Consider the following 24,483-nt stretch of genomic DNA (forward strand, 5'->3'; position numbering starts at 1 on the left):
TGAGCAGCAGCTCTCCAGGATGACTTGCTCTTGCGGATGCACTTTTTGATAAGAGCTGTACCTGGAGGGGTGTGTCAAGAGATACCATAGGCTGGTTTGTAAGGCGATTTTTTAGCTCTAGCGGAAGGTAAATGCCAGATAAAAAGACTTTAAACCGTTCGTAACATCCTTCTGGCTGCTTTAATAGTAACTGTATACCTTGCTGAGGTATAGCAATCTAATATCTGCTATTGTTAAAGTATATGGTATCTGGTAAATTTTTTATAGTGCTTGTTTTTTCAGTTGTATTTTGTGCACCTTATCTGCTTCACGCACAAAAGTTAAATGTTGCTTTGGTTGAGGAAGGCGTTATCAGTACTCCTGGTAATGAGTTTAACCCCAGCTTTACTGCAGATGGCAGAACTTTATACATTGTTCATTCCCTGCCAGGGTTCAAAGAGTCAAAGATTATGACCTCCAGGCTGGAGCATGGTAAGTGGACGGAGTTGGAGCGTATCAGCTTTTCAGATGATCGTTACCGCGATTCAGACCCAAGCATTACACCAGATGGTAAAACATTGTTTTTCATATCTAACAGGCCGGTAGATGGAGGAGAGCTGCCTAAAAAAGATTATGATATATGGCGCGCAGAGCTGGTTCACGGGCTGTGGTCAGCACCACAGCCGGTTAAAGAGGTGAATTCACCACAAATGGAGCTTGGAGTGGAATATATTAAAGGATCGCTGTATTTCAACTCAACAAGGGGGGGCGAAGCTACCTCATCAGATATTTACTACAGTACTTACCAAAATGGAGCTTTTACAGCGCCAGTAAGCATTGGACCTCCTGTAAACACCCCTGAATTTGAGGCGGATCCAGTACAATCACCAGATGGTAATTATCTGGTATATTCAGGTTGGGGCAGAGCCGGCGGTTTTGGCCAGGGAGATCTGTACATCTGCAGAAAAGAAGGTGAAGCATGGTCTGCTCCCATAAACCTGGGAGACCAGGTGAATTCTAAATTCTTTGAGTTTACGCCTTTCTTTTCTGCTGATGGAAAAGATTTGTTCTTCTGCTCAGATAAATATGACGATACACAGGCGCAGTTAGATGAACAGGTATTGAATGGGAAGTTTAATGTTTACAGAGTTTCAGTAGAGGAATTACTTAAGAGCCTTTCTTTTAAATCAATCTAAATACGCTCCCCCCCAATTTATTAGATCCTTTTTTCCTGTCAGCATAATAACACGATGCCTGTACACTTTTGCCTGCTGTTTGTGAATTAACGCCCCCTTTTTGGCGTAAACCCAAACAGTTAGCCTGGGAGTTGTTGCAGGAATTGCTTTGCATATTAGTTCTTAGGCGGGTTGATCATGATGTGGGCACCGTGGGTGCCGGGGTACATGATCCAGGGCATGCCGGGTGCTTCTGGTTTTAGTGGCAGGCCGGTACCTTCGGCAGTGGCGTAGGGAATGTACACTACATAGCGCAGGTAGGCATCTTTAACCTCTCCGGTAGCTGCATTGTAGTTTTCTTTTGGTGCATTCAGTACAAACAGGGTGGAGGGTTGTGCAGGCATGCGCAGCTTACCGCTTTTGGCTTCCTGCTCCCGGGTGTCGAAAATCTGCTGAAAGTTCTTGCCGCTCTTTTTCAGCTCGCGCCCCCTTGCCATAAAAGGCTCAAGGTCTTTGTGATAGCAGGAGGCGGAGAAGCCTTCGCTGTTGGGGTCGTCGGCCAGGCACACCATTTCATTGGTGCCTTTGCGCAGCATTGTAAATTCACCATTCTGGTTGTAGCCCCATACTGCGGCACCCGCCTGCTTATCGGCAGGGGCAGCCAGTACAGCTGATTTTATTTGTGCCTCGGCAGGGGGTATGGAGGTAGCTGTTGACTGCGCACTGCTGTTTAGTGCTGCCAGCAGCAACACGCCAAGCGCAAAGGGTTTTTGTAATGGATGCATGGCAAAAAATAAGGATGGTGATGATACAAACAGTAGTACAGAAAAATAGTCATATTGTCTTCGGCTTACAAGCTGCGCCGGTTATAAAGTGATTTAAGTGTCAGTAAAAGTTAAACTGCTGGCGTAATTAGGTTTAATGTTGTATCATCAGGAAAAAAAGCTTTGTACATGAATCAGGCAAAGGCAGCACTACTTTTTGTTGGCACCTTATTAACCATATTTTTACCCGGGGCTGGTACTGCACAAATGACAGATAATAATTCAATAGTAGCCAAAGGCGCAAAGCTAGAAAAGCTGGGTGCTGGTTATACTTTTACAGAAGGACCGGCGGCAGATCGTGTAGGAAACGTTTATTTTACCGATCAGCCAAACAACGAAATCATCCGTTGGGATGCTGCAACAGGGCAGTTCTCTACTTTTTCTGATGAGGCGGGTCGCTCCAATGGCATGTACTTTGATAAAAACGGTAATCTCATAAGCTGTGCCGATGAGCACAACCAGCTCTGGATGTGGGATATGAAGGGCAATTCCACCGTTCTGCTTACAGATTACCAGGGCAAACTCCTGAATGGCCCTAATGACCTCTGGATACATCCCGGGGGAGGAATGTATATTACAGATCCACTCTATAAGCGGGAATACTGGGAGCGTGATGCGGCCATGCAGCAGGATGGCCAGCATGTGTACTACCTAAGTCCTGACAGGAGCCGTTTCTTTAAGGTAGATGAAGCGCTGGAACAGCCAAATGGCATTATAGGAACCCCCGATGGTAAAAAGCTATATGTGGCCGATATTGGAGCCGGTAAAACCTATGTGTACGATATCGGAGAAGGGGGAGAGCTCCGGAATAAAACCTTGTTTGCACCGATGGGGTCTGACGGCATGACGATTGATGAAAAAGGGAATGTATACCTTACCGGAAAAGGCGTAACCGTATTCGATAAATCTGGTGTGCAAATAGCCCATATACCTATTGATGCAGACTGGACAGCCAATGTTACCTTTGGGGGCAAAGACCGCCAGATGCTATTTATAACAGCCATGGATGCTGTTTATGGCCTTAAAATGAAGGTGAAGGGCGCCAGGTAAATGTTAGCTTTTCTGTCTGAAGCTCCTTTTTATCGTAACCCCTGCAACAAACAGATCCTGCTATCTCATCAGGTGCTACTGTAATGAAAATTGCCGTACTCATTCTTGCGCATAAAAACATAGAACAGCTGGAGCTCTTGATTGAAAGGCTGTATGGTAGTTTTGAAATCTTCATCCACCTGGATAAAAAGTGGCACATCCGGCCAGGCCATTTCAGCAAATATCCGGGTGTGCAAGTAATCCAGAAGTACAGCATCAGCTGGGCAAGCGCTAAAATATCGAGCGCAACCCTGGATTTACTGAGGCTGGCACACAAGCAACAGTGCCATTATTACCTGGTAATCAGCGGGCAGGACTTTCCCATTAGGAGTAACGGGGAGATCAGGCATTTCCTGGAAGAAAACAGGCATTTAAACTTTATGGAGTACGCGCCATTGCCCATAGCAGGCTGGGGCCCCAGTGGCGGGTTTCACAGGCTGCAGCTCTACTGGCCGGAAGAAAAAGAGGGAGTTTGGGGAAAGCTGGTAAATAAGTTTGGCAGAAGTATCAGGAGGCTGCAGCTTAAACATAACTACATGCGCAAGCTTCAGCCACTGGCATACTATGGCGGCTGTAACTGGGTAAACATCAACCACGCTACCTTAACCTATATATTAAATTACCTGCAGGAAAACCCTGCCTATCTGAAGCAATACAGTGAAACGTATATATCTGACGAAATATGGCTGCACACCCTGGTGATGAACTCTCCCTTTCGGGATGCCACCATCAATGACTGGTTGCGCTACATCGATTGGGGTGCAGGGGCCAGAAACCCAAAAACACTGGGTATGGAAGATCTGGATAAGATCCTTGCCAGCAGAGGTCTTTTTGCCCGAAAGTTTGATGTAAGCTATGATGCGGAAGTACTCAGGCGCCTAAATGCCTTCCATGGAAAGCCAGATGCTGGTTTTAGTGCTAAGCAGGGAAATAAGTAGTCAAGCCTGTTTTTCTTAAACTCTTACGGCACTGCCTGGTTCAAACAGGAAGGCCCCATGGCTGGTGGTCTTTTCCCAGAACCTACCGAATCATGAAGAAGTCTATTTATTTTTTTAAATGCAGCGGTTTTTTTTTGCTGATGCTGCTTAGTGCCTGCTCTTCTGCCCCTGTAGAGGTGGTATCAGCCCTGCAGCTGCCAGATGTGGATTATACCTCTTACCAGACCTTTAACTTTTTGGACGTTACTCTTAAAAACGATAGCATGGCAGATGCAAACAGCGAAGCAATACAGCTGCTTAAAAATGCCATTACCCGTGAAATGGAGCAGCTGGGGTACAGTATGGCGCCAGATCCGGACCTGTGGGTGAATATTGGCATTGTGGTGGAGGAAAAAGTGCAGACCCGCCAGACAGATATACGGGAGGCTCCTGTTTACATTGGCCAGCGCAGGTACCATTGGGAGGCCGAAGAAAGAATTGTACGCCGCTATGAACAGGGTACTGTTTCAATAGACCTGATTGATGCCGAAAGGCGTGAAAGAGTGTGGGAGGGCGTTGCCACAGGTACGCTTACAGATAATCCCCGCAGGCTGGAAAACAGAATCAACGAAGCAATGGAGAAGCTGTTTAACAGGTATCCGGGTAATGCCCCTGAATAAACACAGCTGCTTATACAGGACGGCACAGGCTTTCCCTGCTACTCACCCATTGATGCCTGTTTAAAGATATATGCTGGCCTGCTTGAGTATTAGCGGTTCTTATCGCACAGGCACAGCAATCCGAGGCAGGGCCTGAAAAGAGGAAGGATTGCCCGGTTCTATACCACACAAAAAGCCCCTGTGCTTTTAACTTACAGCATTTAATGCTATTTTGATTGAAGAAACCCCCATGCTCTAATGAAAAAAGTATTATTATTCTGTGCCCTGTCAGCTGTTTATGCAGCCTGTGGGTCATCGGCTGAGCAGCAGGTGGTCACCGATGCTGCAGAAGCAAGCGTGGCTGCAGAAGAAGTGGTGCCTGCACGCCTTATTCATTCAGAAGATGTGCAAACACTAGCTATAGGAAGCCAGGCTCCGGACTTTAGCCTTCCGGGTATAGATGGCAAAACCTACAGCCTGCAAGATTTTAACGACAGCAAGGCCCTGGCGGTAATTTTTACCTGTAACCATTGCCCAACCGCCCAGGCCTATGAAGACCGCATGATTCAGCTGGCAAAAGATTATAAGCATAAGGGAGTGGCTTTAGTGGCGGTATCACCTAACGATCCGCTGGCAGTGCGCCTCGATGAGCTGGGCTACAGCGATATGAACGATACCTTTGAAGAGATGCAGCAGCGGGCAAAAGACAAGGGCTACAATTTTCTCTACCTCTACGACGGCGAAACCCAGGCCATGTCGGCCGCTTATGGGCCTGTTGCCACGCCACATGCTTTTGTGTTCGACCAGGACCGTAAGCTGCAGTATGCGGGTCGCCTCGATGCTTCGGAAAAACCAGGTTCTGCAAATGCCGAAGATCTGCGCCGGGCGCTGGATGCCGTGCTTGCCGGCAGGGCAGTGCCAGAAGCCACCACCAAAACCTTTGGCTGCTCGGTTAAATGGTCGGGCAAGCGCGGGGATAATGTAAAAACAGAAGAAAAGTGGGCTGCCGAAGCAGCAGGCCTGGAGCTGATAGACAAAGATGCCATCCGCAGGCTGGTGACAAGCAAGAGCGAAAACCTGCGCCTGATCAATGTTTGGGCAACCTGGTGCGGGCCCTGCGTTAGTGAATTTCCTGATTTTGTGGACATGAGCCGTATGTATGGTGGCCGGGAATTTGAGCTGATTACCATCAGTGCCGATAAACCAGAGAAAAAAGACAAGGTGCTGAAGTTTTTGAACGATAAAAATGCGGCAGCCTCTACCAACTACCTTTTTTCTGAAGAGGATAAGTATGCACTCATAGAAGCGATTGATCCCGACTGGCAGGGAGCACTTCCCTATACTATTTTACTAAAACCCAATGGTGAAAAAGTTTATGCCAAACAAGGCACCATTGATCCTCATGAAATGAAAAAGGCTATTGTAGAGCAGTTAGGCAGGTATTATTGATCAGCAGATGTGATGGCCTGCTCATCACATAGGGTGGAAAATAAACAGAAAATGGCCGGTAGTGTAACAAAAAGGTTACATTAGCCGGCCGGTTTCTTTTTTAACTGGTTAATCAGAATAAAACAGAAGTGCTATGTCAATATCTACAGATGCAGAACTGCAGGGAATCAGGAGGATTAGTGAAATTGTAGGCACCACCCTTAAGAAAATGCGTGAACATGCAGCTCCTGGCATGAGTACTAAGGAGCTGGATGAGTGGGGTGGTAAATTACTCCGGGAGCTGGGGGCTAAGTCTGCTCCAAAACTTACCTACGGCTTTCCCGGCTGGACCTGTATCAGTGTAAATCATGAAATTGCACATGGCATACCCTCTGCCAAAACCATTCTGAAAGAGGGAGACCTGCTGAACATAGATGTTTCTGCAGAACTGGATGGCTACTGGGCAGATAATGGAGGCTCTTTTGTACTGGGACAGGACCTGCACAGGCATGAGCCCCTGGTGGCGGCATCGAAGCAAATCCTGTTTAAGGCAGTACAGGAAATAAAAGGAGGGGTGAAGATTGCAGACATTGGCGGGCTTATAGAATCAGAAGCTAAAAAAGCCGGCTATAATGTGATTAGGAACCTGGTGGGGCATGGCGTTGGCAGAAGTCTGCACGAATCGCCCAGGGAGATACCCTGCTTCTACGACAAGGCTAACCGCAACAGGTTCAAGACAAACTCTGTGGTGGCTGTTGAAACATTTATTTCTACTGCTGCCAGTTATGCCCATGAGCAGGAAGATGGCTGGACCCTCATCGCCAAAGATGGCAGCTATGTGGCTCAGCACGAGCACACCATTCTCATTACCGATGGGGAGCCTGTTATCCTCACTCAGGCAAACGGTATCTGGAGCAGCCCTGTATAACACAAAGGGCTGTGCCTGTTGTATCCGGATTAAAGCTTGTTAGACATAAGGTATATTGCTATAAAGCCTGCGCTTGCCTGTACAGTGGCTTTCCGCTGCGCCACCCGGGGCTATTTCAGCAAAATAGCTTATCTTAACAAAAAGCTATCCGGATGAAACGCAGGCACTGTACACCCCTCCTGATCTGCTGCATTTTTTGCAGCCTTACCAATGCACAAATCAAAGTAAGCGATAATAACCGCTACCTGACTACCCATGACAAAAAGCCGTTCTTCTGGCTGGGCGATACTGCCTGGGAGTTGTTTCACAGGCTTACACGCGAGGAGGCAGAAGCTTACCTGCGGGTAAGAAAGCAACAGGGTTATAATGTGATACAGGCAGTATCATTGGCCGAAATAAACGGATTGAGGGAGCCCAACCGCTATGGCGATTTGCCCCTGATAGAAGAAGTCCCGGGCAGGCTTGCCGTTACCCCGGGTGCCGACCCGGCAGATGCGGTGCAGTATGATTACTGGGACCACGTGAGCTGGGTAATCAACAAAGCTGCAGAGCTGGGCATGTATGTTGGGCTGCTGCCCACCTGGGGCGATAAAGTGGCCCATTTATGGGGCGAAGGCCCGATTGTATTTACCCCTGATAATGCGGAAATATTTGGTGCTGCACTTGCAAAACGCTATGGCAGCCACTGGAATGTACTTTGGATTGTAGGCGGCGATCGCCCGGTCATGTACAAGTCCGGTAGGCAGGGCGTAGAGAAAGAATATAACGATCTTGCGGTGTGGCGGGCAATGGCCAGGGGAATTGAAGGAGTTGTGGGTAGAGAAGCTTTTATTAGTTACCATCCTTCGGGTGGGCCAAACTCCAGCTCACAGCACATACACACAGAAGAATGGCTTGATATGAATGCTTTCCAGTCTGGCCACGGCGCCCGCGAAACACCTGCCTGGGAGTGGGTAAAGCGGGATCTGGCCCTGCAGCCTCAAAAGCCTACCCTGGATATGGAGCCCTGTTACGAAGATCACCCGGTAAATTTCTGGGATGGCAAATGGACAAAGGAAGAGAGAGGCTATTTTACAGCATACGATGTGCGGGCAAGGGTGTACAGGGGCGTTTTTGCCGGCGCCTGCGGCTTTACCTACGGGCATCACCACGTCTGGCAGTTTGCAGACGAGGAGCGGTACCCCATGATCAGCAAGGCAGATAAAAAGATTCACTGGCGTGATGCCCTGCATGCGCCCGCCGCTGAACAAATGCAGCACCTGAAAAACCTGCTGCTTTCCCGGCCCTACTTCTCAAGGGTAGCCGATAATGGGATTGTGGTTTCGGATAAAGGTAGTAGCTATGTAGACCTGCTCCTGGCCACCCGTGATAAAAAAGGAACCTATGCCATGGTTTACCTGCCACAGAACAAAGCAGTTAGCGTTGATATGGGCAGAATAAGCGGAGGTACAAAAAACATATGGTGGTTTAACCCCAGAACAGGAGAGGCCATCAAACATAAATCAGTATGGAGTAAAAGCATACAGACATTTCTGCCTCCCAAAGAAGGTGAGGACTGGGTTTTGGTTATTGATGATGCCTCACGGCACTATAAAACGCCTGGTAATCCGGGCCTGTCAAACTGAAGCTTTAAGAGTTATGAATAGTATGGTCTGAAGCGGTTTCTTCACCAGGATGATCGGCGGAAATATTTTTTAAATATTTTTCAGCAGCAGGGTAGGGTAGGCCGTGGGGTATGTGTTTTATCTATACAAACGAGAAATACACCCACATTCTTAATCAACCATGAAAACGACAAAAACTGCCCTTGCAATTTTTAGCCTGCTTAGCTTATCTGTGTTTACTGCCTGCGACGATGATTTTATAGGCATCAGGGGTTCGGGACCAACAGTGGAGGAAAGCCGCTCCGTGCAGGATTATAACGAAGTTTCTCTCTCTATTCCCGCACGTGTGTACCTGCAGCAGGGGCCAAAAGAAGAAGTCCGTATCATTGCCCAGGAAAACGTACTGGAGAACATAGAAACCTATGTGCGTAGCGGCAACCTTAAGATCAAATTCGACCGTAACGTTCGCAGGCATGATCCCATTACTATCTATCTCACTACCCCTGAAATTACCAGCCTTTCTGTTAGTGGTTCCGGCGATATTATCGGGGAAAACACTATAGAAACAGAAGCGCTCTCAGTGCATATATCTGGTTCCGGAGAAGCAGAACTTGAGGTGATAACAGATGAACTAAGAACCAGTATTTCGGGATCTGGCAAGGTTTACTATACCGGTGAAGCCGGCTGGCAAAACATTCATATCTCCGGCAGTGGCGATGTGCATGCCTTTGATCTGCTAAGCAACAGTGCAGAAGTGCACGTATCCGGCTCAGGTAACAGCATGCTTTGGGTAACAGATCGCCTGGATGTGCATGTGAGCGGCTCCGGCGATGTAGAGTACAAAGGCAATCCCCAAATTACTTCCAGGATCAGCGGTTCTGGCAAGGTAAGGCCTAAAAACTAAAGAAACTTCTCCGTTTACATATAGATAGTTCAGCATGAGCAGCCCTGGCATAGCCAGGGCTGCTTTTTTATTTAATAGTGCAAGGGTAGCGGCTATCAGTTGGAGTGTGTGAAACTGGTTAAGCAGTCCATGACCTGCATATCAATCATCGCAGCAAAAAATCGCCGGGCATAACTTAAAGCCATGTAATCAGGACCTCTGGTGGCCAGGGGTGTAGGAAGTGTTACAGCTTTTTGTTTATTTAATGACACAAACAAACTGCAATTGTAGCGTATTCTCATCTGCTTCAGTTTTTTTCTGCTGATGACCCTGCCTGTAAAGGCGCAGCAGGCACAGACCTATCGTTCCAATAGCCTTAATTTCTCTGTGCAGGCAAGATGCCTGCTGGTTTCATTGGGGGCAGGAGTAGAGTTTCCTTTCCGGCTGCATTCTTTTGGCTTGCAGGCTGGGTTTAATGCTGTTCCTATCGAGGGAAACATTTACAATGAATTCAACATAGAAAAGATAGCTGCACTTGAATACAAACGTTACTACCCCTGGAAGGGGAGGAGGGACAAGCATTTTTACTATGGCAGTTACCTGATCCTGAAAAATACAGAACATGGTGCTCCGCATGGTGCTGATTGGGAAGGGCAGTGGTATAAAAGCCATTCTGTTAACATAGGCCCAATGTGGGGAGTAAAAAGCTACAGGGGCAGCAGGTTTTACTTCGACTATTTTATGGGCCTGCATGCTGGCTGGCAGTGGGGTAGCCTGCGGTGGGATAACCGGGATCCTGATACCTACCTGCGAGATCCCAGCTATGCAGATGATGCAAAAGTTAGCTGGGGCGGGCCTCCGGGTTGGCCTTTCCTTAGGCTTTCATCCTCTTAAAAAGAAGCTGCCGCCGGAGTGAAAGATGTTGTGCATTATGTGAGGCAGTTCTTTTAGTTATCTTCACTTATAAAACTGAGCTATGATCCTTAAAGAGGGCCTGCTACTGCAGAAACATATTTTTTATGCCGGTGGCGATCATGTCAATGCCAATGGCACCCACAAAGAACCCATTGATCCGCAGCAGGATCTCCATGTTTTTATCGAAGGCTACCCGCAGTTTATGGATCTTAATTCTGCTGCGCATTTCCTTGAGCCCTATTACAATCAGAAAATTTATGGTCATGATGATGATAAGGGCCAGTACCCCGTAAGGCATTGGGAGCTGCTCGCCCAGTAAAATAGAAAGCGATATCGTGCCGGCTCCTACCATAAAAGGAAGTGCAATTTCCGAAGCCATGTCGTGCAAATCACCTTTGGTCTGAATAAATGCTTTCTTACCCCTCACAATAAACATATAGGCCAGCGAGAACAGAATAATGCCCCCGAATATCCTGAAAGACTCAAAAGATATCCGGAATATGCTGGCAAAGATAAAATTACCAAAGAGTACAAAAGCCAGGTAAATGAAAAAAGATATCAGGCTGGCCCTGAACAAAACCGCCAGAAACTCCCTGTCTGTCAGGTCTTTCATGAGTGGTTTCAGGTACAGAAACAGGGCGAATGGGTTTAGCATCACCAAAAAGGCAAGTATTGCAGCAGACATATTCATAGCTATGCAACCAGCCTGTAGCAGCATTGTTGGCAATTTTTATTGCCTTTGATATGCCTTCTCTGGATTTTTTCACCATCAGAAAGAAACCTCTGCCTATGCTGTGGTACCTGTTTTTTTTGTGCCCTTTCCAGGGTACTGGCTGCCAGTTTGGGCCTGCTTTTACCAGCGTATGGCCACCAGATCACAGCTTGGGCATAGACTTTCCAGTACTACAAAGTCCGGCATTGAACCACTGGCTTCTACCCTTAAGGTGAATTTTACCACGCCTTTAGCCGACTGGTTGGCTCCTTTTTCATACAGGGCCTGTGCCGGGTAGTTTTGCTACTGTTCAATGCATGGGGAATGCTGGGTTCAGACAACTTGCTGATTTACAAAACAGAAAGCAGGTATGCAAAAAGTGCGAAGGGTGGGTATTGTTGCTTAATCTTACATATCCTCAATTTCAAATCTGTTAAAGACTATTTTGCCCCTGTAAATAGTTCACATACTTAACCAGCTTATTATGTTTAAGAACCCTTTCTCCTTTGATGGCCGTATTCGCAGAACTGAATATTGCATCAGTTTTATCTTGATGCTGATCTTCCGCTTGCTGATGGAGGTGTTTGCAGAAGCAAACGAGCCGGCAATACTGGTGGTGCTTTTGGTATTGCTGATACCAATGATGTGGTTTACCCTTGCGCAGGGCGCAAAAAGATGTCACGATCTGGGTAAATCTGGCTGGTGGGTAATTGTGCCGTTTTATGGTTTTTGGCTGCTGTTTGCTGATGGTGAGCAAGGTTTAAATGAGTATGGCGCCAGTCCTAAACATGCATCTGATGGCATGAGCGCCAGCTAATCCCTTTTCGTATAGATAGATCAGGATCCGCCGAAGCGGCTTTTCTACTCCGGGAAACAGCAGCTTCGGCGGTATTTTTTAATTGCTCAACTGCTAAATACATCTATAAACTTGCGGCAGAGGGGGAGGCAGATACAGATTTGCCTGAAATTTCTCTTTATCAAGTAAAAAATTGAGCTTACCTTTGACAGTCGCCTTTCAACCTTTAACCAGAGGAAGACTGTTTGATCATTCCAATCCACTTTTCTAACTCATGACTAAAGCCATCATCAGGAGCTTCGAGGAATTCGCTCAATACGAAGGAACAGAGCTTGGTGTAACAGATTACCACGTGATTACACAGGAGCAGATAAACCTCTTTGCCGATGCTACAATAGACCATCAATGGATACACCTGGATGCTGAGCGAGCCAAATCAGAATCGCCTTTTGGTAATACCATTGCGCATGGATATTTAACTGTATCACTCCTGCCTTATTTCTGGAGCCAGGTTGTTTCTGTAGAGAATATCAAAATGCAGGTGAACTACGAAATTGAAAACCTGCGTTTTAACCAGGCCGTGGTGGTGAACAGCGAGGTGAGGCTGCGTGTAAAAGTGTTGTCGGTAAAAAACCTAAGAGGTATCACCAAGGCGCAGCTGGGGGTTACTATGGAAATCAAAGATGTAAAGAAGCCTGCCTATACAGGTGTCATTTCTTTCCTGTACCACTTTAACGATTAAATTCCGATACAATAACTATTGGTTTTTCCCAGGGCACAATCTGCAGTAAGTGATGTGTACGGGAATTTATTTATATGTTATTCTAGCAGGTGTGCTGAATCATATTCGGCGCACTTTTTTATTGGGGCAGCTGGCAGCTGAAAAAGTATCAGGATTATTAAACAAATCAGCTGAGCTTTCAACTGTACCATTTATATACCTTAAACAGATGGTGCAAATAATGGCTTTTCTATACAGGGTATTCTGCCGAACTGGTATTTCTTCGTAGCTTCTTTTTGTTCCAGGTGCTTGTCGATTCGTTTAAATCCTGTCTCTGCTATTTTTCAGTATCCTGAATTTACAGGGTTAAAATATGAGCATTTATATTATAACAATAGATTTATTAATAAAATTAGCATAAATTTTTACCTGTATTCTCACTATTTCAAACGTGTTCTGTGGTTTCAGGTTAAAATAACAGCTGCTGCCCTGTTGCTAATTAAAATATTAAGTCGTTATTTTATATCAACAAACAGATAATCAACAGGCGGTTGATGGTTCCGGAAGAAGATTTGACTTCATGAATTAGTTTTAAAATTGACTGTATTCATTGCGATTATGCTCCTGAAATTATTGGAGGCCTTCAGGGATTTATTTTGGACTTATTGATAAGATATATATGAAGAGGATCCCACCAGTCCTATTTTTTACTGGTGGTTTTTAAAAGAATTTATAAGAGTTTAAGTTGAGAGTTGGTTGGTTTAAAAAGGCCCGATGTTTTGCATCGGGCCTTTTTGGTTTCAGGGGGGAGGAGTGAAGTGCCCACGATCTGATGTTCTGGCAGTTGCTGTATCTGCATAAGTGAACACAGCCCAAAGTGATATCTCTGCACTTGTTACATAACCTTTTTGATGATAGTTGTTTATATAAGCTGAATACCCATTTTATTCATGCAAGGCTGATCATCCATGAAAAAAGATCCATCCTCTCTTCCCTCCAACAGGAGAAGTTTCATCAGAAATGTTTCCCTGCTGCTTGGTACGGCTGGCTTAGGCATTTCTCCGCTTTCTTTATTTTCCTGCCAGTCGGGGAGTGGGGAAGCGGGTGTGCAGGCAAAGCCGGGCAACAGGCAGCAAGGGGCGCCGCAGCGAAAGCTCGGTATTGCCCTGGTAGGTTTAGGCGGTTACAGCAGGGGCCAGCTGGCACCTGCCTTGCAGGAAACAGAAAAATGTTACCTGGCGGGTATTGTAACCGGTACTCCTTCTAAAATAGGTGAGTGGAAAAGTAAATATAAGATACCCGACAAGAATGTATACAACTACGATACCTTCGATCAGATAGCAGATAATAAGGATATCGATATCATATACATTGTGCTGCCCAATGGCCTGCATGCAGAATATACCATCAGGGCGGCACAGGCTGGCAAGCATGTGATCTGTGAAAAACCAATGGCTACCTCAGTAGCGGATTGCCAGCGCATGATAGATGCCTGTAACCAGAATGGGGTAAAGCTCTCGATTGGCTACCGCCTCCATTTTGAGCCCCATAACCAGCGTGTAATGGAACTGGGGCAGCAGGAGGTGTTTGGTCCGGTTAAGCGAATAGAATCTTCCAACAGCTTTGTGATAAGCGGGAGCCCGGATGTGTGGCGGCTCGATAAAGAGCTGGGTGGTGGTGGGCCGCTCATGGATATGGGGGTATATTGCGTACAGGGTGCCTGCTATACCATGGGCAAAGATCCTGTTGCTGTTACGGCAAAGTTTGGAGAAGTTACCAGGCCTAAGTACTTCAGCGAGGTGGAGCAATCCATCAGCTGGCAGATGGAGTTTCCAGGGGGTGCTACTGCCGATTGCAGCAGCAGCTATAACGACAGGGCCAGCAGGCTGTATACAGAAGCCGAAAAAGGTTGGTGGAAGCTGGAGCCCGCCTATGGTTATTCGGGCATATCTGGTGTAACCAGCGAAGGCCCTATGGATTATCCGCAGGTAAACCAGCAGGCCCGCCAGATGGATGGATTTGCAGAATGTATTCTGGAAAATAAGCAAACCCGGGTGCCGGGCGAAATGGGGATGCGCGATGTGAAAATACTGATGGCTATTTACGAGGCTGCCCGTACGGGAGGAAGGGTCAGTATTTAAATGTCAAATCGTGCAGATATACCTGTGCTTTTTAAACGCCATGCCTGCTGGGGTGCCAACTTTTTTTGCAGAAACAGGTTCAGTGGCTGGAACTATCTTTTACCAACAGCAGGATCATTATAATAATCAAACATGAAACCATTACTGTATAGCGGTGCCAGCCTGGCACTGTTGCTGGGCTTTAGTGCCTGCACCTCCCTGATGAACGAACGTGTAGAGAGGGCCTCTGTCGAGGATTCACTGGCTACTTATGGCTTGCAGGTAACGGCAGATACCCTGCCACAGCCATATAAAACAGAATCACACACAAAACGAAGTGAAACAATAGGCTGGCCGGAGGGCAAAACACCCCAGGCACCTGCAGGTTTTACTGTAGCAAAGTTTGCAGAGGGGCTGGAGCATCCGCGAAACATTTATGTAGCACCCAATGGTGATATTTTTGTTGCAGAGTCGGACGACGAGAAAAAGAGCGCCAATCGTATTGCCATTATCCGCGATGCCAACAACGATGGCAGGCCAGAGATGCAAACTACTTTTATGTCTGGCCTGAACCAGCCTTATGGTATGCTGGTACTTGATAACTATTTTTATGTAGCCAATACCGATGGTGTGGTAAGGTACCCATACCAGGAGGGGCAAACGAGCATCAGTGGCAGTGGCGAAAAAATTCTGGATCTGCCGGCAGGCGGCTACAACCACCACTGGACCCGTAACCTGCTTGCCAGTCCGGATGGCTCTAAAATATACATATCCATTGGCTCTGCCAGTAACAATGGTGAGTATGGAATGGAAGAAGAAGTAAGAAGAGCCAACGTACTGGAAATAAACCCTGATGGTAGCGGCGAGCGCGTGTATGCGGCAGGCCTGCGTAACCCGGTGGGTATAGACTGGAAACCAGGCACCCAGGAACTTTGGGCAGCTGTAAATGAACGGGATGAGCTGGGCGACAACCTGGTGCCTGACTATATAACCAGTGTACAGGAGGGAGGCTTCTATGGCTGGCCCTATGCATACTTCGGCCCGCAACCAGATCCCCGCATGAAAGGGCAGGAGCCGGAGCTTGTTAAAAAGACCATTGTTCCGGATGTGGCGCTGGGTGCCCATACCTCCTCCCTGGGTCTGGCTTTTTATGATCAGCAGGCATTCCCTCAAAAATATCACAATGGTGTTTTTGTTGGGCAGCACGGATCCTGGAATCGCTCAGAGCTGAACGGTTACCGGGTGCTTTTTATCCCTTTTGAAAATGGTAAACCTGCTGGCCCGCCAGAGGACTTCCTGACAGGTTTTATTGCCGACCTGGAGAGTGGCGAGGTTTACGGCAGGCCGGTTGACATCGAAATTCTGGCTGACGGAAGCATGCTCTTGTCAGATGATTCCAGCAATACCATCTGGCGTGTAAGCAGTAACAGGTAGCTTTTTAGTCTGAAAAAGTAGTACTGGCAAAACTGCCAGTTTTAGTAAGAATCCTGCATCCTTCTGATGGGTGCAGGATTTTTTTATTTTGATCGCTGCAGGATGTAAATCTTATGATTTTAGTAGCACTTAGTGCTGTAATTGATCTGTTTCTTAGCTGTATCCGGTTTGTACATTATCACTAAAAGCAGTCAATCTCTGTTAGTAGCAGTACATATTCCTCCTGCTTTAGCTGCGCTAATTGCGATGTTTCGTTGCGGGTACTAAAAATGGCCTGTAGGCTACATTATGGTAAACAACTAAAAACATACTGAAATGTTTGGTATAATTTAAGATAAAATACTAAATGTCAGATAGATACAACCTAATGAGAGGCTCTCCGTAAGTATATATAGACGCACATAAATTTTAGTTCAATATTAGTCAATATAAATACATAAGAACATGATTAAATCTACACAAAAAAAATGGATGAGATATTTTGCCAGCACTCTTGCAATATCAGGTATGATGTTATTAGGTGCATGTGGTAGCGATTCAGACACAGCAGACGACACGATGGTATCTGAAACAGCAGTGGTGAATACGAATATAGAGCCGGCTGAAGACAGAACCACAGACCTTGCTACTACGGAGGAAACAATGCAGGAAGATCAGACCCAACGTGAAAATGTATCTGCAACCAGCTCGAACTGGAATAATGGTTCTATGGCCGGATCTTCAGTTAATATCAACAGGCTGCTGAATGAGTACCCTGAAGTGAACCAGGCAATCCGGACTACTCTTTCTGACATGACTACAGAAGAGGACATGGAGTATTCAATGCAGGAAAATATGGTTAACTAAGCATTAGCTAGGTAAATTGCTTTAGTAAAGGCTTCCCTGTGTTTGTTTAAGTAGCAGCCCGGAGAATAAACCATGTAGCAGGGAGGTTAATAAAAGAGAAAGCAACTGCTCCAGGAGTGAATGATATTAAATTCACTCCTGGAGCAGTTGCTTTTTTTGTGCTGCTGAAGGTTTAAGTTACCATGGGAACCAGCTAATGTGTTGAATGTTGTGGTATTTTCGGCCAATGCCCTTTTCCTTTTAACCCTATTCTTTTATGATCTGCTTTATAAAGTATACTTTTTGCATAAGAGGTGAATGTTTGTATTAAGCCTGCTTATACTTTATTCTGACTATATACAAAACAGGTGTTGAAATGTACAGGAATTAGCTGCTGCATCTTACGAATGCGAAGGAAAGCTTTAACTTTGATAAAGAAATTTTCATTCCTGGGAACTGTGTAACAGGGCTGCATTTTAGCTGGTTCTTGTGGAAAACTTCTACAAATGGCATAAAAATTTGATGCTTCCCTACAAATTTTTGAGTAATGGTATAACCTTACCTATCAACATTCGTAAATGGGCTAGTATTGAATCAAAAATTATTTTTTAAACACATAGATTTTTAATATTATGAACAAGCCTGTAATCAGAAATTGGATGAAATACTGGGCAAGCACTTTAGCGTTGTCTGGTATGTTAGTGATGGGTGCTTGTGATAGTGAGCAAAAACAGGGAGATGAAGTAGCTACTAATACAACAGAAACCTCAGGTGTTGAGCCATTGGATCGTGAAGATGTGAACCGTCCGCTAGCCGAAGGTGAATACGATGATGAGGCGTCTGCAACTGTAAATGAGGCTGATGCTGATGCAACTACAGCCACAGCTACTACATCAGATGATGCCACTGTAGGTGCGCAGGATAATGCCACTGTAGGCGCCCAGGATAATGCCAGTCAGGCAGAAACTACTGCTTCTACAACAGCAGGTAGCCAGTGGAGCGGCAATCGTTCAGGCTCATCAATATCTAACATTGATGCACATATTGACAAGTTCTCTGAAGTAAATAATGCTATTGAAGAGTCGCTTGCCAGCTTAACAGCAGAAGAGGGTGGTATGCAGGCCGGTCAGAATGGTTCTGAAGGCATGTATAATACAGGTGCCATGGGCTCAAATCAAGACATGGGTACTTCAGAAACGATGCCTGAAACTGAGCGCGTGTCTAATACTGAAGGATTGAGTTCTTATGATAATATGGAACCAAGCGGAAACGCGGCCACTACTGATGAATCTGCAGATAATATGGCAGATGCGGATATGAGTACTGCCCCGGAATCGGCTATAGTGGTATATGAGGTGTATTCAGTGCCTGCAGATCAGTTAAGCGAAGAAGAAAGATTGCTTATGCAGGATGCCAGAACAAGCCTGGAAGCTACCGGCAATGCTAAATATATTGCTGCCAGCCCTGATGTAAATTACAGCGAGCTGGTAGAGGAAATTGAAGAGGAGATGACGCTTCCACAAGAACTGGAAGATGCTAAAGTGGAAGGTACTGTACTTGTACAGATGGAAGTAAACCAGCAAGGTGAAATAGAAAGTGCAGAGGTAATAGATGGTATTCTGCGTCAGAAGAAAGATGACGGTACCGTTATGACCCTAATGAGACTTACTGACAGAGCCCAAAATGAGGTACAGGAAGAAATAGCAAAAGAAGACCTGATTGAATTTAAGGGTGAAGATAAAGAAAGGCTTGTAGAAGCCCTGAAGCAGGAAAGTCTTCGTGCAGTTAACACTACCTCTGGTAAATGGCAATCATCTGGCCAGGAGGGTGAACAACCATCTACTGTAACGATGATCATGCCTATCCGCTTTGATATAGATGACTAATATTGAATTACTTGTATGGCTAAGCCCAAATGGCTGAAGCCAAAACAAAAAAGCTGCTAGAAATAGCAGCTTTTTTGTTTTTGAAGAATACAGTAATCTATGCATTGCCCTGTAGCCTTTAGGCATTAACCTTTGCCTGATGCAGGTGAATATCACGCTGTGGAAACGGAATGGTAATGCCCTGTGCATCAAAAGCTTTTTTCACCCATTCATTTACATCAAAAAAGAACTGCCAGTAATTTTCCTGCAGTACCTCTGCTCTTACCCTTATGTTCACAGAGCTGTCGGCCAGGGCAAGCACATTAACATAAGGGTTTTCGGTGTTAATAACCCGAGGATCACTAAAGACTACCTCCCTGATGATGCTTTTGGCCAGGTCAATGTTATCGGCATAACTTATACCAAACACCCACTCCACAATACGGGTCTTCTCCCTCGAGTAGTTAATGATCTTATCGTTAGCCAGGTTGCCGTTTGGCAGAATGATTACCTTGAAGTCAAAGGTTCTGAGGTAGGTATGGAAAATCTGAATTTCGGTTACACTGGCAGTAACGCCCTGCGCCTCTATTACATCACCCACCCGGAAAGGCTTAAGAAAGAGGATGAGTACACCACCTGCAAAATTAGACAAGCTTCCCTGCAGGGCTAAACCAATGGCAAGGCCTGCGGCACCTAAAACAGCTACAAATGAGGTGGTTTCTATGCCCACCATGCTGGCAACACTTATGATCACCATAATAACCAGCGCAATTTTAATGATACTGGTTAAAAAGGGAGTGAGAGAAGGATCTACATTACGGGCTGTTAATGCGCGACGAATAAGTTGGGTGAGCTGCCGTACCAGCCACAGACCAATCACCAGCGTAAGTAGAGCCAGTACAAATTTAGGAATATAGAGCCTTGCCAGCTCCCAGAGGTTATCGGCAATAAGAGTTACATTGAAGTTATCCATAAACGATCTTGAGTACGCAGCGCCAAAAATACATAACAGCTTCCAGTTTAAAACTCATCAGCTCCGGTTTAGTACTATGTTAGCTGAATGATGTATAAATATACTGGAAAAATAAAATCCCTGGTAATGTCTTTACCAGGGATCTGTAGTGAATGGCGGCTTAGGCTGTTGCAGGGTGTAAACGCACAAGTCAGAAAGGATAGCCTATGCCTAAAATTAATCTAATAGAATCCTAATTCCATACTCATTCAACCATACCATTACATCAGGTATTCAATTACTATAATGGTACTATTGTATTTAAATGCTGTTTTTGCCTCACATTGTACAGTATTAGTGGTAGCAATAGGATTTTAAAAAAAGAACCCCAAAAAATCCTTCGACAGCTTATATCAGGGTTCTTTGTTTACTTCTTTTGAATCAAACTAGAATTATCAGCAACAAATGGTTTTCAGGTGCGCCTAAGGTTAATGCGTAATAGCATTATTGATGGTTCTAAATGAATTGCAATGTAGGTACTTACTTTTACCCGTACAATGAATCGCATTAAGGTAGTTACCCTTGTACAAACAATGTCTCATTGTATCACGCAAATTTTTATTGACATTCTAATATTGCCCAATTATCACCAACACCTTGACTTGTAGCTTCACCATAAAAGCTACTAAACGGAATAGGATCAAAAATAAAATTCATTACTGGCGAACCAACAGGGTAGTCATAGTAGCTGGTAAAGTCTGGCGGATAAAAATACAGTAGTTTTCTTACAGGAAATCCATTCTCAACCTCAAATGCCATGATAGAATAAGCAATATTTCTAGCTTGGGTTGGGGTGTTATAGGAAACCCAAGTACACCAAGTTCCTAAACGTTTAGTCGGTAGCACTTGAATTTTAACCCGAGGCTGATACCAATTGCCATAAGCACTAGTTGATACCGCTACATATGACTTAGCACTTAAATCAACCTTTCTATCATCACCACAACCGCTTCTATTATAGTAGTAACCTGCTACCATTTCAGTAGAACACGCCACTAATACTCGTTCATTAGCTTGTATTTTAGGCGTTACACTCGCACCAGCATATCTTGATATTATAAGACCCTCTTTTTCTAATCTTTTTGTATTATTATTAATGTCTATCGATTTGATGCTTTTTAAGGTTTGATATTCACTTTTTTTAGCAGATACTATAAAATCTCCTACCACTTTATTCAAATATCCATTCGTTTCATATATACCCTCTCTATTAACAATTGCCTGATATAATGGTATACTGATTAATGGTGTTAAAGCATCGTCTTGTAACGTTAAAACGTCTTGATATTTTTTCAAAAAACTAGTTTTACTTTCTTCAGTGTCTATTGCTTCTAGCTCTATATAAGCTTTATCTAGAATGCTTCGATAAGAAAGGAAAGACATTGATTGTTCCCACTCATCCAACTCTTCCTTGCTCATTGAAGGGATCTTGTTAGTTATTGCTTCAAAATTTTCATGTGAACTGAAACTAGCAACATCTGAAACTGAACTGGTAACATCAATACTTTCGGTATCATCATTGCATGAACCAAGAATAATGAATGCCATAATTAGCAAAATAGGATATTTTTTCATGAGGTTTGAATTATATTTTAATAAGAGTCACAGATTATTGGCAATCCAACACAGCCCAATTATCACCTACCCCTCGACTGGTAGCTTCGCCATGAAAGCTTGTAAAGGGGTAAGCGGAAATATTTCTTTCTCTTGGAACAGTTGCTCCCATCGCCTGATCCCAAATTAGATGCTCTCGTTCATCAGTTGGTGCATAATCAGGTATGTTTCTTGTAATGAGGGTGGGGTTAACACTGTTTGGGTCACTCAATGCCATAACAGTAAAGGCAACATTTTTGTACTTTAGGGGATTCAAATATTTGCTCCAGTTGCACCAAGTTCCACTTCTTATTTCAGGCCATACTTTAATTTCAACCCTCGGCTGTGCTCCTTGTTTGTAAGGATAGGTTGAAATTGTATTTAATAACACATATGATTTTGCGGATATAATAACTTTTCTATCATCCCTACAGTTAGATTGGTTATAGAAATATTCAGCTTGAATATTTGTTGAACATAGCGTATTTGAACGTGTATTTACTTCGCTATCTGGATCTATTCCTATATACTTAATTACTTGTACCCCCTGTGGTAAATTTTCTTTATTGTTGTCATCAATAAATCTTATTTTATTCAACTTCCCATAGTCTTCTTTTTTTACTGAAACAATAAAATCTCCCATTACTTTATTTAAGTGTCCATATGTCTCATATAATCCCTCCCTGTTTACAATAGATTGATATAACCTAATAGAAATCTTAGGCTTAAGATTTCCATCCTCAATGGTTACTACATCTTGATACTTCATTAAGAAAGAATTTCTCTCATCCTCTGTTGAGAGGGAATCCCATTCTAAATTAGCTTGCTTTAATATGCTTCTAAATGATATAAAAGCATGGTTCTTCTCCCAATCATCTAACTCCTCATCAGTCATTTTTGCTATTCTGTCTGGAGAATTTTTAAACTCTTGTTCAGAATAAAATTTAAGAACATTTTGAAGAGGCTGGTCATTTGGAGAAATGTCAATTTGTTCACTACAAGATATTAGGATTAACAATGAAAATAAATTTGTAAATATAACTTTTTTCATTAGGGTATTGGTAAAAGTGTTAAACAGCTTTAGCTATATATATTATTGGCAATCTAAAACAACCCAATTATTGTCAATTCCACGACTTGTACCTTCAGCATGAAATGAAGTAAAGGCATAGGCAGTAGTACGTGCGCGAGCATTAATTTTATCCCCATATTCAATATCTTTCACAATGGTGTATTCGTCTAGAGTTCCGGTATAATCTGGAATTTCAACGAAATATGGTTTCAAAACCTCTACTCCATTTTCTAAGCCCCAACCTGATATAGTAAAAGACACATTTTTATATGCCATTAAAGTACTATAACCATCCCAATTACAAAATGTACCCCTTCTCAACACTGGAACCATTTTAAATTGTGCCCTAGACTGATAAAAATCCCCGGCTGGAGATGCAAAAACATATGACCTTCCATAAAGCATAAGCTTTCTGTCATTACGGCAATTTGTTTGATTATAAAAATACTCTGCGCTTATCTGAGTAGAACATGAACCATTGGTACGTGCAGAAGTATTGTTATCAGAATTGATGTATTTAAAAACTTTTAAACCTTGTTTTTCAAGATTATGTATGTCTTTTTCTCCGTCAATATGTTTGATTGTACATAATTTATTATATAAATCTATTTTACCCGTAACTATATAGTCACCGATTATTTTGTTTATATATCCGTAAGTTTTATATATCCCTTCACGATTTACAATTGATTGATAGATCTTTATGTCAATGTGAGGTGTTAATAATGAATCTTTCAAAGTTAAAACATCTCTATAATTATACAAAAAGCTGTTTAGCTCTTGCGTAGATTTTAAATTATGCCACTCATTATTTGCTTGATTAACTACACTACGATATGAGACAAACGAATTTTCTTTTTCCCAGATGTCTAGTTCTTGGTCAGTCATGGACTGTATTCGCGATAACGTCATTTCTAGATCCTCATTTGAACTAAAGCTTATTGCATTAAGGGAGGCATCTTGAATAAGTGTCTCGGGCTCAATAAGTTCTCTGTTTGGATCATTACATGATGAAAATGTGATGAATGTAACCAGATGAAATAATATTTTGAATCTTTTCATAAATTAACATTTTTAAATTTTATAGTAATCAATTAATTGTAAAATAATACTATACATTATACATCTACTATAATAGTAGTCATATATAAATATTAAGCTTAGAACAAGGATATGTTTAAGAATAAAAAAAAGGCTTTATGATTTGATTTAATATCAAATCACAGTAGTATGCTTTGATAATCAGTTAATCATATAACTAAAAATTGTATAGATTTCCAAGATTGTATCTCTGCATCTTTTGGGCTCTGGCCAAACTTGTATGATAGTTACTGTTGTACAAAATAATCTTCATTTGTAGCTGATGATACTTTTCTATTATATAAAGGCAGATTGTTTTCTGACAAGTCTTCTGTTTCTGGCCCTAAGCTGTTATCAATCCTTCAATGTGTTTAGGGCCTGATTTTACAATCAAATGCTTTTCAGCAGGCAATACTGCAGAAAAAGCTTTCCATTCATCGGTGCAGAAGCGCAGAACTTGCAGCTTGTCAAGCTGTATGTAAAGCAGTTAAACAGTTTCTATGATCTGTCGCCCCACTGCCAAGCCAGTACTTTGTCCGTCTCAGGAGCATAAGCTTATAGGAGCCACTGCTTTTTGGCTTTGCTCTCGACAAACCCGCTAGCTGGCGAGGCAGGGCTGTAGAGTTCATCTCTATGTACCAGATCATAGCTGCTTTGCCAGTGTTTAAAATTAATCTATTGTATTTTTTTTCTCCAGAATCTTCAGTACCGTTTGCCTATGTTCACCTGTGATAAACTGGATATCTAGTAGGTCACGGTTCCTGATCAACATCTTTACTACTTGCTTTCTAACTTCTGAAACTACCGTTGTAGGCAAACTACTGCTGAAACGGCATCTTACAATGGGCACAA

At 43.8% G+C, this 24,483-nt stretch carries 22 protein-coding genes; 16 read left to right on the top strand and 6 right to left on the bottom strand.

Features of this window, described 5'->3' with window-relative positions:
- The first annotated feature begins 242 nt into the window (after positions 1–242).
- Positions 243–1,175 carry a hypothetical protein gene (locus tag KWJ01_RS16955; RefSeq protein WP_224998025.1) on the top strand — a complete coding sequence of 311 codons (933 nt, stop codon included), beginning with the start codon at positions 243–245 and terminating at the stop codon, positions 1,173–1,175.
- Positions 1,176–1,330: 155 nt separating this feature from the next.
- Here the strand turns inward: KWJ01_RS16955 and KWJ01_RS16960 are convergent, their stop codons facing one another.
- Positions 1,331–1,939 (bottom strand): hypothetical protein, encoded by a 609-nt coding sequence (locus tag KWJ01_RS16960; protein ID WP_224998026.1) that lies wholly within the window; start codon positions 1,937–1,939, stop codon positions 1,331–1,333.
- Between the two features lie 168 nt (positions 1,940–2,107).
- Here KWJ01_RS16960 and KWJ01_RS16965 point away from each other — a divergent pair, with 168 nt between their 5' ends.
- The 8 genes from KWJ01_RS16965 (at position 2,108) to KWJ01_RS17000 (ending at position 10,380) form a co-directional block, all read left to right on the top strand.
- Positions 2,108–3,028: an SMP-30/gluconolactonase/LRE family protein gene (locus tag KWJ01_RS16965; protein ID WP_224998027.1), complete on the top strand. Its 921-nt coding sequence runs from the start codon at positions 2,108–2,110 to the stop codon at positions 3,026–3,028.
- A gap of 83 nt (positions 3,029–3,111) precedes the next feature.
- A complete protein-coding gene (locus tag KWJ01_RS16970; RefSeq protein ID WP_224998029.1) occupies positions 3,112–4,005 on the top strand; it encodes a beta-1,6-N-acetylglucosaminyltransferase in 894 nt (297 codons plus the stop codon).
- Between the two features lie 92 nt (positions 4,006–4,097).
- Positions 4,098–4,664: a DUF4136 domain-containing protein gene (locus KWJ01_RS16975; protein WP_224998031.1), complete on the top strand. Its 567-nt coding sequence runs from the start codon at positions 4,098–4,100 to the stop codon at positions 4,662–4,664.
- 237 nt (positions 4,665–4,901) lie between these two features.
- Positions 4,902–6,092, top strand: a complete 1,191-nt coding sequence (locus KWJ01_RS16980; protein ID WP_224998033.1) for a redoxin domain-containing protein — start codon at positions 4,902–4,904, stop codon at positions 6,090–6,092.
- A gap of 133 nt (positions 6,093–6,225) precedes the next feature.
- Positions 6,226–6,999, top strand: a complete 774-nt coding sequence (map, locus tag KWJ01_RS16985; protein WP_224998035.1) for a type I methionyl aminopeptidase — start codon at positions 6,226–6,228, stop codon at positions 6,997–6,999.
- Between the two features lie 152 nt (positions 7,000–7,151).
- Positions 7,152–8,624, top strand: coding sequence for a glycoside hydrolase family 140 protein (locus tag KWJ01_RS16990; protein ID WP_224998036.1), 1,473 nt, complete (start codon positions 7,152–7,154; stop codon positions 8,622–8,624).
- A 160-nt stretch (positions 8,625–8,784) separates the two neighbouring features.
- On the top strand, positions 8,785–9,507 hold the full coding sequence (locus KWJ01_RS16995) for a head GIN domain-containing protein (RefSeq protein ID WP_224998037.1): 723 nt from the start codon (positions 8,785–8,787) through the stop codon (positions 9,505–9,507).
- A gap of 303 nt (positions 9,508–9,810) precedes the next feature.
- Positions 9,811–10,380, top strand: a complete 570-nt coding sequence (locus KWJ01_RS17000) for a hypothetical protein (protein WP_224998038.1) — start codon at positions 9,811–9,813, stop codon at positions 10,378–10,380.
- A 103-nt stretch (positions 10,381–10,483) separates the two neighbouring features.
- Here the strand turns inward: KWJ01_RS17000 and KWJ01_RS17005 are convergent, their stop codons facing one another.
- The gene (locus KWJ01_RS17005) at positions 10,484–11,092 is read right to left on the bottom strand and encodes a MarC family protein (RefSeq protein ID WP_224998039.1); all 609 of its coding nucleotides are present in this window, start codon (positions 11,090–11,092) and stop codon (positions 10,484–10,486) included.
- A gap of 172 nt (positions 11,093–11,264) precedes the next feature.
- On the opposite strand from KWJ01_RS17005, the gene KWJ01_RS17010 reads away from it, so the two are divergent.
- From KWJ01_RS17010 to KWJ01_RS17040, 7 genes are all read left to right on the top strand, one after another.
- The gene (locus tag KWJ01_RS17010; protein WP_224998040.1) at positions 11,265–11,411 is read left to right on the top strand and encodes a hypothetical protein; all 147 of its coding nucleotides are present in this window, start codon (positions 11,265–11,267) and stop codon (positions 11,409–11,411) included.
- A 186-nt stretch (positions 11,412–11,597) separates the two neighbouring features.
- Positions 11,598–11,930, top strand: a complete 333-nt coding sequence (locus KWJ01_RS17015; RefSeq protein WP_224998041.1) for a DUF805 domain-containing protein — start codon at positions 11,598–11,600, stop codon at positions 11,928–11,930.
- A 253-nt stretch (positions 11,931–12,183) separates the two neighbouring features.
- Positions 12,184–12,651: a MaoC family dehydratase gene (locus tag KWJ01_RS17020; RefSeq protein WP_224998042.1), complete on the top strand. Its 468-nt coding sequence runs from the start codon at positions 12,184–12,186 to the stop codon at positions 12,649–12,651.
- Positions 12,652–13,598: 947 nt separating this feature from the next.
- The gene (locus tag KWJ01_RS17025) at positions 13,599–14,771 is read left to right on the top strand and encodes a Gfo/Idh/MocA family protein (RefSeq protein WP_224998043.1); all 1,173 of its coding nucleotides are present in this window, start codon (positions 13,599–13,601) and stop codon (positions 14,769–14,771) included.
- 132 nt (positions 14,772–14,903) lie between these two features.
- A complete protein-coding gene (locus tag KWJ01_RS17030) occupies positions 14,904–16,184 on the top strand; it encodes a sorbosone dehydrogenase family protein (RefSeq protein ID WP_224998044.1) in 1,281 nt (426 codons plus the stop codon).
- A gap of 507 nt (positions 16,185–16,691) precedes the next feature.
- Positions 16,692–17,030 (top strand): hypothetical protein, encoded by a 339-nt coding sequence (locus KWJ01_RS17035; RefSeq protein WP_224998045.1) that lies wholly within the window; start codon positions 16,692–16,694, stop codon positions 17,028–17,030.
- A gap of 611 nt (positions 17,031–17,641) precedes the next feature.
- On the top strand, positions 17,642–18,895 hold the full coding sequence (locus KWJ01_RS17040) for an energy transducer TonB (RefSeq protein ID WP_224998047.1): 1,254 nt from the start codon (positions 17,642–17,644) through the stop codon (positions 18,893–18,895).
- Between the two features lie 118 nt (positions 18,896–19,013).
- Here the strand turns inward: KWJ01_RS17040 and KWJ01_RS17045 are convergent, their stop codons facing one another.
- The 4 genes from KWJ01_RS17045 to KWJ01_RS17060 form a co-directional block, all read right to left on the bottom strand.
- A complete protein-coding gene (locus KWJ01_RS17045) occupies positions 19,014–19,847 on the bottom strand; it encodes a mechanosensitive ion channel family protein (RefSeq protein ID WP_224998048.1) in 834 nt (277 codons plus the stop codon).
- Between the two features lie 597 nt (positions 19,848–20,444).
- A complete protein-coding gene (locus tag KWJ01_RS17050; protein WP_224998049.1) occupies positions 20,445–21,461 on the bottom strand; it encodes a hypothetical protein in 1,017 nt (338 codons plus the stop codon).
- Between the two features lie 34 nt (positions 21,462–21,495).
- Positions 21,496–22,530: a hypothetical protein gene (locus KWJ01_RS17055; protein WP_224998050.1), complete on the bottom strand. Its 1,035-nt coding sequence runs from the start codon at positions 22,528–22,530 to the stop codon at positions 21,496–21,498.
- A 42-nt stretch (positions 22,531–22,572) separates the two neighbouring features.
- Positions 22,573–23,439, bottom strand: a complete 867-nt coding sequence (locus KWJ01_RS17060; RefSeq protein ID WP_224998051.1) for a hypothetical protein — start codon at positions 23,437–23,439, stop codon at positions 22,573–22,575.
- Positions 23,440–24,483: the final 1,044 nt, after the last annotated feature.

The sequence above is a fragment of the Cesiribacter sp. SM1 genome, from assembly GCF_020178975.1.
GTDB lineage: Bacteria > Bacteroidota > Bacteroidia > Cytophagales > Cyclobacteriaceae > Cesiribacter.